The organism is Actinomyces radicidentis (assembly GCF_001553565.1).
Lineage (GTDB): Bacteria > Actinomycetota > Actinomycetes > Actinomycetales > Actinomycetaceae > Actinomyces > Actinomyces radicidentis.
Window position 1 is genome coordinate 1,582,528 of the sequence record NZ_CP014228.1, and the last position, 16,119, is coordinate 1,598,646.

General features: G+C 74.3%; 9 protein-coding genes. 7 read left to right on the forward strand and 2 right to left on the reverse strand.

Going from position 1 to position 16,119, the window contains the following annotated elements:
* The first annotated feature begins 24 nt into the window (after positions 1-24).
* From AXF14_RS06670 to AXF14_RS14680, 7 genes are all read left to right on the forward strand, one after another.
* Positions 25-1,437, forward strand: a complete 1,413-nt coding sequence (locus AXF14_RS06670) for an MFS transporter (protein WP_067941876.1) — start codon at positions 25-27, stop codon at positions 1,435-1,437.
* A 32-nt stretch (positions 1,438-1,469) separates the two neighbouring features.
* Entirely contained in the window at positions 1,470-1,925 is a 456-nt protein-coding gene (locus AXF14_RS06675) for a universal stress protein (protein WP_067941878.1), read from the forward strand.
* A 379-nt stretch (positions 1,926-2,304) separates the two neighbouring features.
* Complete coding sequence (locus AXF14_RS06680; protein ID WP_084355420.1) at positions 2,305-4,212, forward strand: MFS transporter; 1,908 nt, start codon at positions 2,305-2,307, stop codon at positions 4,210-4,212.
* A gap of 679 nt (positions 4,213-4,891) precedes the next feature.
* Positions 4,892-7,615 carry a pyruvate, phosphate dikinase gene (gene ppdK / locus AXF14_RS06685; protein ID WP_067941880.1) on the forward strand — a complete coding sequence of 908 codons (2,724 nt, stop codon included), beginning with the start codon at positions 4,892-4,894 and terminating at the stop codon, positions 7,613-7,615.
* A gap of 228 nt (positions 7,616-7,843) precedes the next feature.
* Entirely contained in the window at positions 7,844-8,845 is a 1,002-nt protein-coding gene (locus AXF14_RS06690; RefSeq protein ID WP_084355421.1) for an AAA family ATPase, read from the forward strand.
* 161 nt (positions 8,846-9,006) lie between these two features.
* Positions 9,007-10,200: a DUF58 domain-containing protein gene (locus AXF14_RS06695; RefSeq protein WP_150118441.1), complete on the forward strand. Its 1,194-nt coding sequence runs from the start codon at positions 9,007-9,009 to the stop codon at positions 10,198-10,200.
* Positions 10,197-12,599, forward strand: coding sequence for a transglutaminase domain-containing protein (locus AXF14_RS14680; RefSeq protein ID WP_067941884.1), 2,403 nt, complete (start codon positions 10,197-10,199; stop codon positions 12,597-12,599). The genes AXF14_RS06695 and AXF14_RS14680 overlap by 4 nt, the downstream gene beginning before the upstream one ends.
* Before the next feature lie 125 nt (positions 12,600-12,724).
* Here AXF14_RS14680 and AXF14_RS06705 read toward each other — a convergent pair whose 3' ends face one another.
* Positions 12,725-13,615, reverse strand: coding sequence for an alpha/beta hydrolase (locus AXF14_RS06705; RefSeq protein WP_150118442.1), 891 nt, complete (start codon positions 13,613-13,615; stop codon positions 12,725-12,727).
* A complete protein-coding gene (locus tag AXF14_RS06710; protein WP_084355422.1) occupies positions 13,608-16,100 on the reverse strand; it encodes a bifunctional lysylphosphatidylglycerol flippase/synthetase MprF in 2,493 nt (830 codons plus the stop codon). Before AXF14_RS06710 ends, AXF14_RS06705 begins: the two co-directional genes overlap by 8 nt.
* Between the last annotated feature and the right edge of the window lie 19 nt (positions 16,101-16,119).

Here is a 16,119-nt window from a genome sequence, read left to right on the forward strand (position 1 = left end):
CCGTCCCCGGCCCAAGGACCCCTCATGGCGCAGCAGACGCGCAGCGGAGTCGTCGACACCGCGCACAAGCCCCTCATGAGCACGACGCAGATCCTGCTCATGAACCTCGGATTCTTCGGGATCCAGTACTCCTTCGGCATGCAGCAGAACGCGATGTCGCCGATCTACCAGTTCCTGGGCGCCTCGCCCGACGAGCTGCCGATCCTCAACCTCGCCGGCCCCGTGACGGGTCTGCTCATCCAGCCCATCATCGGTGCGCTCTCCGACCGCACCTGGTCCCCGAAGTGGGGGCGCCGCAAGCCCTTCTTCATCATCGGCGCCATCGGCTGCTCGGTCTTCCTCTTCCTCATGCCCTTCGTGACGGCCGTCTGGATGGCGGCGCTGTGCCTGTGGCTGCTGGACGCCAGCAACAACACGGCCATGGAGCCCTACCGCGCCTTCATCGCCGACCGGCTGCCACGCAACCAGCTCGCCAAGGGCTTCCTCGTCCAGTCCCTCTTCTGCGGCGCCGGCTCAGCCCTCGCCGCCGGGACCCTCTCCGTCCTCGAGGTCACGCTCAAGGGCGCCACCGCCGCCGGGATCCCCTACTGGATCTTCGGCGCCTTCATGGTCGGCTCCGTCTGCTCCATCTCCACGGTCCTCGTCTCGGTCCTGTCCACCAAGGAGCTCCCGCCGACGGAGCTCGAGCTGGCCGAGCTCGAGCGCAAGAAGAAGGAGGAGGGGCCCTTCGGCTTCGTCCAGGACATCGTCGTCGCCATCACGGAGATGCCCCGCGGCCTCAAGAAGCTCGCCTGCGTCTACTTCTTCCAGTGGTACGCGATGAACGTCTTCTGGCAGTACCTGGGCCTCATGTGCGCCGTGAAGTACTTCGGCGTCGACATCACGAAGCCCGGCTACGCCTCCACCGAGGCCTTCTCGCACGCCTCCGGCTTCGCGACCGGCCTCATGGTCGCCTACTACCTGTCCTGCACCGTCGTGGCGCTCTTCCTGGCCCGCGCCTCCGCGGCGATCGGCCCCAAGCACGTCCACACGATCTCGCTGCTCATCGCTGCGGTGAGCTTCTACCTGCTCACCCACCTGGGGTCGGTAGGCCACACGACGATCCTCTACCTGCCGATGATCGGCATCGGCATCGCCTGGGCCTCCATCAACGGCATCCCCTACGTCATGGCCACCGAGATGATCCGCCACGAGCGCCAGGGCGTCTACATGGGCGTGCTCAACATGATGATCGTCATCCCGATGCTCATTCAGACCTTCACCTTCGGCTGGGTCTACGACCACCTCCTCGGCGCCAGCCCGGTCAACGCGCTGCTGTTCGCCGGGGCCTTCCTCGGCGTCGCCGGCCTGCTCATCCAGTGGATCAACGTCGAGAAGGACGCCGATCCGCTCGCCCGCGTCGGCGTCGTCGAGACCACCCCGACGACGGTCGCCTGACCGCGCCCCGCCACGAACCAGGAGGATCCACCATGTCCTACTCGACTATCGTCGCCGGGGTCGCGGACCTCGACGCCGACACCACCGTCCTCGAGCGCGCCTGCGCCGAGGCCGTCGCCCACGACGCGACCCTGCTGCTCGTCGCCGGCTTCGACCCGGTCAGCGCCCGTGACCGCGCCCGCACCGCCACCGAGGCGGGGCCCGAGCTGCGCTTCCACGAGACCACCCTGAGCGAGACCGAGGCCTACGACGTCGTTGAGCGGGCCCGTGAGCGGGCCGCCGCGGCCGGTGTCGCCGTCGTCCAGGGCGTCGTCGTCGAGGGGCGGGCTGTCCCGGCCCTCACGCTCGTCGCACTCGAGTCCCAGGCCGACCTCATCGTCGTCGGCTCGCAGGGCTCCACCACCTTCACCGGCCGCCTCTTCGGCGCCGCGAGCATCCAGGTGCTGCGCAAGTCCCACTGCGACGTGCTCGTCGTCCAGCAGGCCTGAGGAGCCGCGCCGCATCCTCTGAGGCCCGCGTCACGACGCCGTTCCGAGTTCGTGAGCCCGCTCCCGGGCTCCTCGGGACGGCGTTCGTGCGCGCGGCGGGGGAGTCGTCGCACGTCACGATCGGTTCACGGTGGGCGTGACCGCAGCCGCGTGGAGGACGCGTCTCATACTTTCTGTTATGGTTCCGGACCATTCGGGGTCATGCCGTATCGCTCAGTGCCTCACCCAGCGCACGCGGTGAGCGAGGTGGCCCCCTCCCTCACGATCCCGAGCCACTGCTCCCGACCGTCCGGCTGGCCGGGCCCTCCGCGGCGCCGCACCGTCGGCGCGGGTGACCGAGCGGCCCTGGCAAGACGGGTCGCGTGAGGAACGGAATCGTATGGACAGCACGCCCACCCAGTCGAGCAAGCCTCCCGCACAGAGGGTCGACGTCAACGCCGAGAAGCGTGCCCGCAAGGCGCAGGAGAAGGCGGACCGCACGGGCAAGCCCCGCGCCGCCAAGGCCGCCCAGAAGGCCGAGCGCGAGCGCCGCCGCCTCGCCAACATGCGCCGCCGCCGGCGCCTGCGCACCGACGACGTCACCGTCGTCGAGGAGTCCGCGCTCCGCAAGGCGATCGTGGGCGCCGTCGTCGGCAACATCATCGAGTGGTACGACGTCGGCGTCTACGGCTACGTCTCGGTCCTCATCGGAAAGGCCTTCCTGCCCGGAGCCTCGACGACGGTCCAGAACCTCTTCTCCCTCGGCGTCTTCGCCGTCACCTTCATCGCCCGCCCGCTCGGCGGCGTCATCCTCGGATCGCTCGGCGACCGCATGGGCCGCAAGCAGATCCTCGCCTTCACCCTCACGATGATGGCGCTGGCGACCTTCGGCATCGGCGTCCTACCGGCCTGGTCCGTGCTCGGCGTCGCCGCGCCGATCCTCCTCATCGCCCTCAAGCTCATCCAGGGCTTCTCCACCGGCGGTGAGTACGCCGGTGCGACGACCTTCGTCACCGAGTACTCACCGGACAAGAAGCGCGGCTACTACGCCGCCCTCCTCGACTGGGGCTCCTACATGGGCTACGCCCTCGGTGCCGGCTTCGTCACCATCCTCATGGTGACCCTCCCCGAGTCCACGATGGACACGTGGGGCTGGCGCTTCCCGTTCATGCTCGCCCTCCCGATGGGCGCCATCGCGGTGTACATCCGGTCCCACATTGAGGACACCCCGGCCTTCCGCGGCTCCCAGGCCGACGACGAGTCCGGGGACGTCGACCTCGCCGCGGCCGAGACCGACCTCATGAAGTCCGAGGAGGGCCCGCTGCCCTTCAAGGCGATGGTGACCACCTACTGGCGCGAGCTCCTCACCGTCTTCGTCCTCGTCGCCGGCGCGAACTCCGTCAGCTACGCCCTCACGTCCTACATCCCGACGTACCTCACCTCGACGCTCGGCTACGACGCCGTCCACGGGACCCTCCTGTCCTTGCCGGTCCTCATCGGCGTCGCCTTCCTCATCCCGACGATCGGTGCCCTCGCGGACCGCATCGGGCACAAGCCGATCCTCTTCTCCGCCGCGGCGGTCACGATCCTCTTCGCGATCCCCGCCTTCCTGCTCATGCAGCAGGGCAAGATGTGGATGACCTTCCTCGGCCTCGTCGTCCTCGCGTACCCGACGGCCGCCTACGTCGGCAACCTCGCGGCGACCCTGCCCGCGATCTTTCCGACGGCCCACCGTTACTCCGGCATGGGCATCGCCTACAACATCGCCGTCGCCCTCTTCGGCGGCACCTCGGCCTTCATCATGGAGGCGATCTCCGCGGCGACCCACTCGGCCACGACGCCGGCCGTCTACCTCATAGTCACCTCCTTCTTCGGCCTCTTCGCCATCGCCCGCCTCAAGGAGACGGCCCGTCGGCCGCTGCCCGGCTCCATGCCGGCCGTCACCACCGAGGAGGAGGCCGCTCAGCTCGTCGAGACCCAGGAGGAGAACCCCGACCTCGACGTCAAGGAGATGTTCGCCTCCGCCCCCGCCCACCTCGTCGACCAGGACCCGTCCGTCGCCGAGGCGCAGGCCGAGGTCGAGGTCGCCCTCGCGGCGGAGGAGAAGGCACGCGCCCACCTGCGGCGCGCCGAGTCCGCGACCGCCGCGGCGCGCCGCGCGATCGTCGCCGCCCGCGAGCGCGAGGCGGGCCAGGTGCAGGCCGTGCGCGCCGAGCTCGTCGACGACGGGCAGGGTGCGACCGCCCTCCGCGAGGACGGTCCGCACTCCATCGCCGACCTCGGCGAGGAGCCCTCGATCCCCGAGTGAGCACGCACCGGCCCGAGCACGTCTCGAGCCGTGACAGGGGCGCCGTCCGGACCACGTGTCCGGGCGGCGCCCCTCGTCGTGCCGGGACCGGGCGCGGTGCCGCACCGTGCCCCGCCGCCGCCGTCCGTCCGCCTCAAGGACGCGCGCCCGGACATGACGGTCCTCGCCTACCGCTGGCTGTCCTCCGTGCGCGTCTTCGAGCCGCCCGAGCGCCGCGCCTGCGGCGTTGGCCGCGACCGCGCCCGCGAGGCGGGGTGGATCGCCCGGCGCGGCGGCGCCGTCGACCACGCGGGACTGCGGGAGTCCCTCGGGGCGCTCGTGGCTGAGGCGGGCGAGGCGCTGCAGGCCTCGGTGCGCCTCCTCGTCCCCGACCTCGCCGAGTCGCGGCGCGAGCCCGGGCGCTGGGCCGCCGCGTGGCGCGACCCGGCCGGTGGGGGCCCGCGCAGACCGGTGACGACCCGTGTGAGCCGGCGAGGGCGCCGATCGCGGGACGCTCGCAGGACGGGGCACGGACGTCCGCTCATCGGCGTCATGACGCGGATAGGGCGAGGGGCCCAGGCCGCGATGAGGCGAATCACCCACCTGGTCGGTGTGGTTTGGGCCCTAGACGACCGTCACAGTAGTGTGGCCCTCGACAGCACACACCCCTTGACTCACAAGGAATGCGAAAGAGGCGACGATGCCCAAGTACGTGTACCGCTTCAGCGAGGGCGACAAGGACCAGAAGGACCTCCTCGGCGGCAAGGGAGCGAACCTCGCCGAGATGACCCGCCTGGGACTCCCCGTTCCCCCCGGCTTCACCATCACCACCGACGCCTGCCGGGCCTACCTCCACGACCACGAGGTCCCCGACGAGCTCGCCCCGCAGGTCACCACCGCTCTGCGCGAGGTCGAGGAGGAGCTCGGCCGCGAGCTCGGCGCCGCCGAGGACCCGCTCCTCGTCTCCGTGCGCTCCGGCGCCAAGTTCTCCATGCCCGGCATGATGGAGACCGTCCTCAACATCGGCCTCAACGACGAGTCGGTCGAGGGCCTCGCGGCCGCCGCCTCCGACGAGCGCTTCGCCTGGGACTCCTACCGCCGCCTCATCCAGATGTTCGGCAAGACCGTCCTCGACATCGACGGCGAGCACTTCTCCCGCGCCCTCGAGGCCAAGAAGGGCGACCGCGGCGTCAACCTCGACTACGAGCTGCCCGTCGACGCCCTCAAGGAGCTCGTCGCCGAGTACAAGACGATCGTCCTCGAGCAGGCCGGCCTCGACTTCCCCCAGGACCCGCGTGTCCAGCTCGACATGGCCACCGAGGCCGTCTTCCGCTCCTGGAACACCGAGCGCGCCCACATCTACCGCCGTCGCGAGAAGATCCCGCACGACCTCGGCACCGCCGTCAACGTCTGCACCATGGTCTTCGGCAACATGGGCGACACCTCCGGCACCGGCGTCTGCTTCACCCGCGACCCCTCCACCGGCCGCTCCGGCGTCTACGGCGACTACCTCATCAACGCCCAGGGCGAGGACGTCGTCGCCGGCATCCGCAACACCCTCACGCTCGCGGACCTCAAGAACATCGATCGCCAGAGCTACGACGACCTGCGCGCCGCCATGCGCAAGCTCGAGACCCACTACCGCGACCTGTGCGACATCGAGTTCACCATCGAGCGCGGCAAGCTCTGGCTCCTCCAGACCCGCGTCGGCAAGCGCACCGCCGCCGCCGCCTTCCGCGTCGCCACCCAGCTGGTCGACGAGAAGCTCATCACCATGGACGAGGCCCTCACCCGCGTCACCGGTGACCAGCTCACCCAGCTCATGTTCCCGCAGTTCGCGGACTCCGCGGCGAAGGAGCTCCTCACCCGCGCCAACCCGGCCTCCCCGGGCGCCGCCGTCGGCCACATCGCCTTCGACAACGCCGAGGCCGTCGAGCGCGCTGAGGCCGGCGAGTCCGTCATCCTCGTCCGCCGCGAGACCAACCCCGACGACCTGCCCGGCATGGTCGCGGCCGCCGGCGTCCTCACCGCCCGCGGCGGCAAGACCTCCCACGCCGCCGTCGTCGCGCGCGGCATGGGCAAGACCTGCGTCTGCGGCGCCGACCAGCTCGATGTCGACGCCGAGACCAAGACCGTCCGCGTCCTGGGCCGTGAGGACGAGTTCGTCCTCACCAGCGAGGACGTCATCGCCATCGACGGCCAGACCGGTGAGGTCTTCCTCGGCGACGTGCCCGTCTCCGACTCGCCCGTCATGACCTACCTGCGTCGCGGCCTCGAGGAGGCCCTCGACCGCGCCGGCGACGTCGACACCCGCGAGCTCGTCACCTCCGTGGACCGCCTCATGCGCCACGCCGACAAGGTCCGCCGCCTGGGCGTCCGCGCCAACGCGGACACCCCGGACGACGCCCGCCACGCGATCCACCGCGGCGCCGAGGGCGTCGGCCTGTGCCGCACCGAGCACATGTTCCTCGGCGAGCGCAAGCAGTTCGTCCAGAACCTCATCCTCGCCGAGACCGACGAGGAGCGCGAGCACGCGCTCGCGGCCCTCCTGCCGCTGCAGAAGGGCGACTTCGTCAAGATGTTCGAGACGATGAACGGCAAGCCCATGGTGGTCCGCCTCATCGACCCGCCGCTGCACGAGTTCCTCCCCGACCTCACCGAGCTGAGCGTCAAGGTGGCCGTCGACCGCGCCAACGGCGTCCTCGACCCTGCGGACGAGCAGCTGCTCGCCGTCGTGCGCCGCAACCACGAGGCCAACCCGATGCTGGGCCTGCGAGGCGTCCGCCTCCTGCTCACCATGCCGGGCCTCATCGAGCTGCAGGTCCGCGCCATCGCCGAGGCCGCCGTCGAGCGCCTCAAGGCCGGCGGCGACCCGCACCCGGAGATCATGATCCCGCTCGTCGGAAGCGTCCGTGAGCTCCAGATCGCCCGTGAGCGCGCCGAGGCCGTCCTCACCGAGGTCTCCGGCAAGTCCGGTTACAAGCTCGACTTCCCGATCGGCTGCATGATCGAGCTGCCGCGCGCCGCCGTCTCCGCGGACACCATCGCCGAGGAGGCCGACTTCTTCTCCTACGGCACCAACGACCTCACCCAGACGACGTGGGGCTTCTCCCGCGACGACGTCGAGGGGGCGTTCTTCAAGGAGTACCTCGAGGAGGGCGTCTTCGGCGTGTCCCCCTTCGAGACCATCGACACCCGAGGCGTCGGCCGCATGGTCGGGCTCGGCGTCGAGCGCGGTCGCAAGACCAAGCCCGGTCTCAAGATGGGCGTCTGCGGCGAGCACGGTGGTGACCCGGAGTCCATCGACTTCTTCCACCAGGTCGGGCTCAACTACGTGTCCTGCTCCCCGTTCCGCGTCCCGGTCGCCCGCCTCGAGGCCGGCCGCGCCGCCGTCTTCTTCCCCGAGGACGACGGCGAGGAGTGACGACGTCGCCGCTCGCCTGAGCGCGCACGGCGCACGCCGCCCGCGCTGATCCGAGCACCGCGCCACCGACCGGTCCCCGGCCCCCTCCCACGAGGGGGCCGGGGACCGGCCGAGTACGCACCGGCCGGCCGCAGGGCCACCGCCGCCGGTCGCGGTGCCGGCCCCGACGTCGAGAGGGGCCGAGTCCGGGACCCGATCGTGTCCGGGCCGCGTGCCACAATCGCGCCCATGAGCCCCACCGCCCCCGCCGCCTCGCACGGCTCCACCGCTGCGTCGGCACAGCCCCGGACCGCCGCGGAGCTCGGCCGCGCGCTCACCGAGCAGGTGGGCCGCGTCGTCGTCGGGAAGCAGGAGGCCATCGAGACCGCCGTCGCCACCTTCCTCGCCGGCGGCCACCTCCTCGTCGAGGACGTCCCCGGAGTCGGCAAGACGACCCTCGCCCTCGCCCTGGCCCGCAGCCTCGACCTCACCGTCAACCGCATCCAGCTCACCGCTGACCTGCTGCCCGCCGACGTCACCGGCGTCAGTGTCTACGACCAGTCCACCCGCGAGTTCCGCTTCCACCCGGGACCCGTCTTCGCCGGCGTCGTCATCGCCGACGAGATCAACCGTGCCACCCCGCGCACCCAGTCCGCGCTCCTCGAGGCCATGGGGGAGGGGCAGGTCAGCGTCGAGGGCCGTACGCTCGCGCTGCCGGACCCCTTCCTCGTCCTCGCCACCCAGAACCCCCTCGACATGGAGGGCACGTACCGCCTCCCCGAGGCGCAACGCGACCGCTTCATGACCCGCCTCTCCCTCGGCTACCCGGACGCCGACGCCGAGGCGGCCATGCTCCTCGACCGTGCCGGAGCGGACCCGCTCGACGCCCTCCGCCCCGTCGCGAGCGAGGCCGAGGCCCGGTGCGCCCGCCGCGAGGTCGCACGCCTGCGCGTGCCCAAGGAGACGGCCCGCTACACGGTCGCCCTCGTCGCCGCCACCCGCGCGAGCGAGGACCTCGCCCTCGGGGCCAGCCCGCGCGCCGGCCTCCAGCTCCTCGCCCTCGCCCGAGCCGTCGCCGCCATGGACGGGCGCGCCTTCGTGGGCCCCGACGACGTCGCCCGCTGCGCCGCCCGCGTCCTCACCCACCGGGTGCTCCCCGCGGGGCGCTGGGCGAGCGCCGCCGCCCATGAGGCCGCGGCCGCCGCCCTCGAGCGCGTCGTCGCCACGACCCGGGTCCCGGGACGCCGGTGAGCAGCCTGGAGCCTCACCCGTCCGACCCTGCCCGTCGTCCACGCGACGGCCGGGCGCGGAACCGGACGGTCCACCGGAGGACCGGCCGGGCGACCGGCTGGTGCGGGGCCCTGCCGACCTCGACGGGCTGGTGGCTCCTCGCCCTCGCCGTCGCTCTCGGCGTGGCCGGCTACGCCCTCGGCACCCGCGTGGCGGGCGCCGGCCTCCTCACGGACGCCGCGATCCTGCTCGGCAGCGTCCTCGTCGTCGCCCTCCTGAGCGCCTGGGTGCTCGCCGCCCGCACCGGCCCGACGGGCACCCTCCCCGGACCCGACGAGGTGCCCGCCGGCCGAGCGGTCTCCTGGACCCTGCCCCTGCGCGCACCCGGTGACGCCCCGATCGACCTCACCTGGCGGGCGGGCGGAACCGCGCGTGCCGCAGCCCCCGCCGGTCTGAGGACGCCGGCACTCGACGGCGCCGCCGCACTCGTCCTCGACCTCCACGACCGGGGCCTCCTGCGGATCGAGGCCCGCCGTCTCAGCCTCACCGAGCCACTGGGCCTCGCCCGCGGGCACCGCGCGCTGCGCGGCGTCACCGAGACGGTCGTTCTCCCGCGCCCCCTCACCGTGCCCGGCGAGGTGCTCGGCGCCCTCGTCTCCCGCGAACGGGGTGACGGTGCCCTCCAGTCGTCCCGCACGCGCGGCGGCGGCGAGAGCGGCGACCTGCGCCCCTACCGCCCCGGTGACCCGCTCGCCTCGATCCACTGGCGCCAGTCCGCCCGCACCGACTCCCTCCTCGTCACCGAGCGCGAGGACGAGGAGAGCCCGAGCGCCGTCATCGCCCTCGACACCGACCCCGACTCCTACCGGGCGGCGTCCGCGGCGCGCGCCCAGGACGGGACCCCGCGGACGGCGGACCCCCGGAGCACCGACGGCGGGGACCACCACGGCGCGGCCCGCGACCGCGAGCGCGCCATCCGCCTCGCCGCAGCCCTCCTCACCGAGCTCGCGGCCGCGGGCAGGCGCGCCGAGCTCCTCATCGACGGCCTCCCCGCTGAGGAGTCTCCGAGGGGCGGCGGCCAGGACGGGGCCGACCGCGGCTCGGCACGCCGCGCCCTCGCGCTCCTCCCGCGCGCCGACGAGGACGCGGCCGAGACACGCGCGCCGGCCTCCACCGCACCGGCCGGCCGAGTCCTCGGAGCCGCGCCCCTCACCCACCGCGCCGTCGGCGACCTCTCCGCCGACGCTCCGGAGACCGTCGACCTCCTCATCACCGGCGCCGCCGGCCCCGCACCCGACTCCGGCGGGCTCGGCGCCGACCTCCTCGTCCGCGTCCAGGACGGCGCCCTCCGCCTCGACGAGGGGAGCCGCCCGTGATTGCCGCCGCACGCCGCCACGGGCGAACCCACACGGCCCCGGGAACCGCCGCAACACGGCCCGTCGAGGCCGCCCCGGCCCGCTGGCAGCCCCTCATCGCCTCGCTCATCGTGCTGGCCGCATGGGCCCTCGTCCTCGACGCCCTCGCGCCGGTGCTCGCCGCGGGCGCCTGGCGGGGGCACGCCCTCGCCGTCGTCACCCTCGCCCTCGTCGTCCCGGGCGCCGCCCGGACCGCGGCGCCCCGTCGTCCCCTGACGGGAGTCCTCCTCGGCCTGCTCGCCGGCGCCGTCGGCCTCGTCCTCGTCGCGCGCGACGGCGGCGTCCTCGGCCCTTGGCTGACCGACCCCGGCGCCGCGCTCCAGGAGGCGGGCGGCCTCGCCAGGAGCACGGTCCCGCCCATGACGGTGACCGGCTCCTTCGAGGTCGTCGTCCTCGTCGCCTGCCTCCTGCTGGGGTGGGCCTGCGCCCTCATGTCCGCCGGGGGAGCGGACCAGGTTGGCGGCACCGCCCTCGTCCCCGGGCTCGCGCTCCTCATGCCGCCGGTGCTCGCCGCCCGCAGCGCCCCGGGCCGCACGGTCGCGCTGCTCGCCGTCTGCGTCCTCCTCCTCATCGTCACGGGCGCGCCCCCGCGGCGCCCCTCGCGATCCCGCCCCGTCGCCCGGCGGCGACGCGTCCTGCTCGCGCTCCGCTCCGGGGGAGGGCGCCTCCTCGCCGTCGGGCTCGCCCTCGGGCTCACCGCTCTCCTCCTTCCCGTCGTCCCCGAAGCCGTCGTCGTGACACCCGCCCAGACCCGGGGCGGCTCGACGAGCGCCGACCCCACGATCACTCTCGGGCACGACCTCGTCAGCGGGGACGACCGCACCGTCCTGCGCTACACCGACGAGACCGACGGCGCCCCCGCCCACCGCTCCCTGCGCCTCACCCTCGCCGTCATCCGCGACCTCGACGGCACCACCTGGCAGCCCCTGGACGCCACCGTCCCCGCGTCGAGCGTCGACACCCTCGAGGACGCCGACGGCGACGGAGCCCTCACGGCTGGCGGCGCCGTCACCGCCTCCGGGAGCGACCCGAGCGCCGTCGGGCTGGAGCGGCTGCGCATCACCGACGTCGCCCTCGCCACCGACCGCCTCCCCACCCTCCAGTCGACGGCCCTCGTCACCGACGCGGCCGGCACCCGGACGAGCGACTGGCTGTGGGTGAACGGCACCTCCACGGCCACCACCACCGCCGATCCGCTCGAGCGCGGCGAGTCCTACACCGTGCTGGGCTGGACGAGCGTCGCCGGCCAGGACCAGGCGGCCCAGCGCCCCGAGGCCGCCACCCCCAGCGCCGCCGCCCTCACGCCCTACACCGCGCTGCCCGCCGGCTCCCCGGCCGAGGTCTCCTCCCGGGCGCAGGAGGTCGTCTCGGCGGCCGGCGCCACCGCCCCCGAGTCCCAGGCGACCGCCCTGGCCGCCTGGTTCCACGGCAACGGCTTCACCTACGACGAGTCCGCCCCCGGCTCCTTCGACGGCGAGGACGCCTCACCCATGGACACCGTGCGCGCCTTCCTCAGGGACCGCTCCGGCTACTGCGTCCACTACGCCGCAACCTTCACCCTCATGGCCCGCAGCCTCGGGCTGCCCACCCGCGTCGCCGTCGGCTACGCGACCCGCTCCGACGGCGCCGGCACCGCCGTCACCGGCGAGGAGCTGCACGCCTGGCCCGAGGTCTGGATCGCCGGACAGGGCTGGACCGCCTTCGAGCCCACCCCCGGGGGCGCCGGAGCCCGCGCCGACCAGGCCGACGCCACTGTCGGGGAGCCGACGCCGAGCACGAGCCCGAGCACCGCCGCGCCCGAGCGGACGGCGAGCACCTCCGCGCCCGCGTCCTCGGCCGCCGCGGCCGCGGCGGCCGGTGCCGACGGTGGGCGCGCTGAGGGACCGTGGCCCGTCCTGCGGGCCCTGGGCGGGATCCTGGTCGTCGCCCTCGTCCTCCTCCTGCCCGCCGCGGTGCGCGAGGCGGAGCGCCGCTCCCGGCGCCGCCGGACCGCCGAGGGGCCGGCACGGGCCCGCGCCGCCTGGCGCGAGCTCCTCGCCGAGGCCCACGACCTCGGGCTCCTCAGCGCGTCGACGCCGCTGCGCGCCCAGACCCCGGAGGCTGCGGCGGAGGCCCTCGGCGCGGCGGTGCCGGCCGGCCTCACCGCGGCTACCCGGCTCGCCCGCGCGGCCACCGCGGAGCACTACACGGACGAGGCGCCCACGGGAACCGATGACCTCGCCGCGGGCCTCGAGGAGGCCGTCGCCGCCCTGCGCGCCTCCGCGTCCGCCCCGCGCCGGGTCCTCGCCCGCCTCGTGCCGCGCGGTCTCGCCGTCAGCCTGCGTGAGCGCCGGCAGCAGCCGCCCTCCGCACGGGGCTGAGCCCTCCACGGGGCTGCGGCTGCCGCGGGGCCCGGCCCTCCGGCCGAGTGCGCGGACCCGGGCCGGGACCGGCTCGGTGGCGTCCTGTCGGCCCGGTGCCGGCCGTCGGCGGAGCGCCGGCGCCCTCAAGCCCCGAGCCCCAGCCTGCCGGCCAGCCAGCCGGCCTGGTCGGCGAGGGCCCGCGACCACACGGACCACTCGTGCCCACCGGTGTAGGTGCGCGTCGAGACCTCGATGCCCGCCGCGCCCGCCGCTCGGGCCAGCACCGGCGCCGCCGGGGCGTAGCGGCGGTCGGAGCGCCCCGCTGAGAGGACCCCGGCGACACCGTCGTACGCGCCCGGCCGGGCCGCGGCCCACAGGCTGAGGGGATCGTTCGTCTCGAAGGCCACTCGGTCCCCGCCGAAGCCGACGGGCACGGTGAGCGCCGGCGGCTCCAGGCACGGGTGCTCCTGCGCGCTCATGGCGAGGAAGGTCCGGAAGGGGCCGCGTCGTCGGGCGATGACCTGGAGGGCGCAGGTGGCTCCGTTGGAGACTCCGCCGATCGCCCAGCGCGCCGGGTCCGCGGTCGCGGCGGTGTGCCCGCGCAGCCACGAGGGGACGTCCTCCTCGAGGTACGTCGCCGCCGCGCCGCCGCGGGGCGTGTCCGAGCCGAGAGGGTTGCGCCACGGCGAACCGAGCTGGTCGACGACGAGGACGATCGGCGCGATCCCGTCGTACAGGGCGGCGAGCGCGTCCATCGTCTCCACGAGCCCTCCCCGCGTCACCCAGTCCTCGGGGGAGCCGGGCTGGCCGGACATGAGGACGAGCACCGGGAGCCCGGAGCCGTCGGCCCCGCCGGACGGGGCCGAGCCCTCGCCGGAGCCGGGGCGGATCTCCGGGTCCGGGTGCGCCGGCGGCAGGTAGAGCCGCGCCGGACGCGGGGACAGCGGGCGCAGCCCCGCCGGGGCGCTCGCCGGGACGCGGACGCTCAGGACGCGGCCCACGGGGGACGGGCCCCGGCCGCGGACCTCAGTCACGGGAGACGAGGACCTGTGCGAAGCGGGCCGCCTGGGCCGGCGTGATGTCCGGGACGTAGGCGCGCGCGATCGCGAGGCCGACCGTGGGCAGGTCGACGACGTCGGGCACCGCCAGGTACATGGGGACGCTGCGCGGCTTGAACTTCCTCTTGAAGGAGTGCAGCGAGCCGAAGCCGTAGGCGGGCTCGAGCAGGCCTGCCAGGAGGTCGAGGAGTGGGTCGAAGCGCGAGGCCCCGGCGTCGTCGACGCCCTCCGGGGCGGGCGAGTGCGCGAGCGGCGCGCCCGACAGGGAGAGGAAGCGCAGCCCCTCGGCCTGGGCGTCCTGGGCGGCGCGGGCGATGAGGTACTCGATGCTGGGGCGCCACCCGCCGTCGCGCTTGCGCATGACGTCCAGGGTGAGGCCGACGAGTTCGCCCTCCTCGTAGACCGGCATCCAGGAGGTGACGGCGTGGACGGTGCCCTCCTCGTCGACCGCGAGGAGGAGGCGGGTCTCGTCGTCGTCGATCTCGGCGAGACCGCCCAGGGTGAAGCCCATCTCCGGCAGGGCCTTCTCCCCGGCCCAGCCCCGGGAGATGGCGCGGATCTGGTCGCGGCGGCCCTCGGGGGCCTCGCGCCAGCTTGTCCACACGGCGGTGATGCCCTCGCGGGAGGCGTGGTTGAGGGCGGTGCGCACGTCCTGGAAGGCCTTGCCCTTGAAGGCGAGGTCCGGCAGGTCGACGACGGCCTCCTCGGCCACCTGGAGAACCGTCCAGCCGCGGGCGCGGGCGACTCTCATGGCGGGATCGTGCACGGAGTAGAGAGCCGGGATGAGGCCCGTCTCGCGGCAGAAGGCGGTGAAGTCGTCGACGGCGCCCTCGACGTCCGCGGCCGCGCAGGCCGGGTCGGACAGCGTGAGGGCGACGCCGGAGCCGGTGCGGTAGGCGAAGCCGGTGCGGCCGTCGGCCGACAGCCGGGCCTCGTTGCCGGGCCAGGTGAGCATCCAGCCCAACGAGCCCGCGCCGGTGGAGCGCACGAGGTCCTTGAGGTCGTCCCGGGTCGCTCCGCCCTCGGCCGTCGGGGCGAGCATGGCGACGAGGGTGGCACCGGCGCCGACGAGCCAGGCGATGGCCGGCATGCCCTGGACGGCGACGTGGGCGAGGACCGAGCGCGCGATGAGCTGGGGAGCGAGGAAGGGCTCGGCGGAGCTGGGCAGGAGCCGGGTGACGTAGTCCCAGAAGAGGTCCCAGGCGTTGCCCTCGGGGCTGAAGCCGTCGGCGTCGGCCAGGCCGATGACGACGGCGGCGCCGGCGCACACGGCGGCGGTCGCCGCCCACACCCCCAGTGCCCGGCGCAGGACGCCGCGGCTGGTGCGCTGGTCGAGCTCGCGCCAGGTCCAGGCCACGAGGAGGACGACGAGGAGGTTGAGGACGAGCGGGAGCGCGAGGTGGCTCGAGACGAGCCAGGGGCCGGAGGAGGGGATGACGACGGCCTCGTGGCCCACCTGACCCGTGGCCACGGACAGGACCGAGGTGACGGCGAGGAGGACCTGGAGGGCGATGGTGCCGATCGCGGCGGTGCGGCGTCCGCGGCGCAGGCCCTCGGCGAGGGCGAGCTGGAGGAGGACCGGCATGAGGGCCAGGACGACGGAGCCGATGCCGCTCAGCGCGTCCTCGCCGCCGGCCAGGCCGATGCGGGCGCCGGACAGGGGCCCGGAGGCGGCCTTCGAGATGACCGAGAGCCCCATCGTGAGGGACCAGCCCGTGACGAGGACGGCGAGCACGGAGCGCGAGGAGCGGGCCGTGGCGGCGGCCGTGGAGGGGCGTGCGCTGCGCCAGGCGACGGCGCCCAGCAGCGTCCCGGCCAGGGCGGACAGGAGACGGGCGACCTCGCTCGCCGTGCCCGTGACGGCGGCGACGAGGGCCAGCAGGCCGAGGAGGAGGAGACGGCTGCGCCAGCGCCAGCGGCGCCCCATGAGCTCTGAGGCCCCGCCGAGCGCTCCGGCGAGCAGGAGGGCGACGCCGCTGACGGCGCGCTCCTCCATGCCTTGCCCCCAGGTGGGCCAGATCGCCGTGAGGGCGGGGTGGAGGAGGACGACACCGCCGACGCCGATGACGTGCCCGACCAGCGCGGCCAGGGCGAAGCGGCGCGAGCTCTCGTAGCGCTCGAGGAGGACGCCGGCGGTGAGGAGGGCGACGGCGCCGATGAGCGGGCCGAGCACGCCCGTGCCCATCCACGCGGTCAGCAGCGCCCAGGGGCGCTCCGTCCCCTCGAGCGGGGCTGCGAGCACGGAGCCGCCGGCGACGGCACGGGACCCGCGCGCGAGGAGCTCGATGACGCGGGCGAGGACGAGGAGCGCGGCGAGGGAGAGGCTGACCGGCCCGGTGGCGCACCAGGACCACGCCGCCCGGGCCGGTCGGACAGCTGCGGCCGCCGCCCGGCGCAGGGGGCCGGGCGCCGTGTCCTCCGGCTCCTCGGGCTGGGACACGGTCGGGGTGCTTGCTGCCATGGCTCCATCCTGGCGGGTC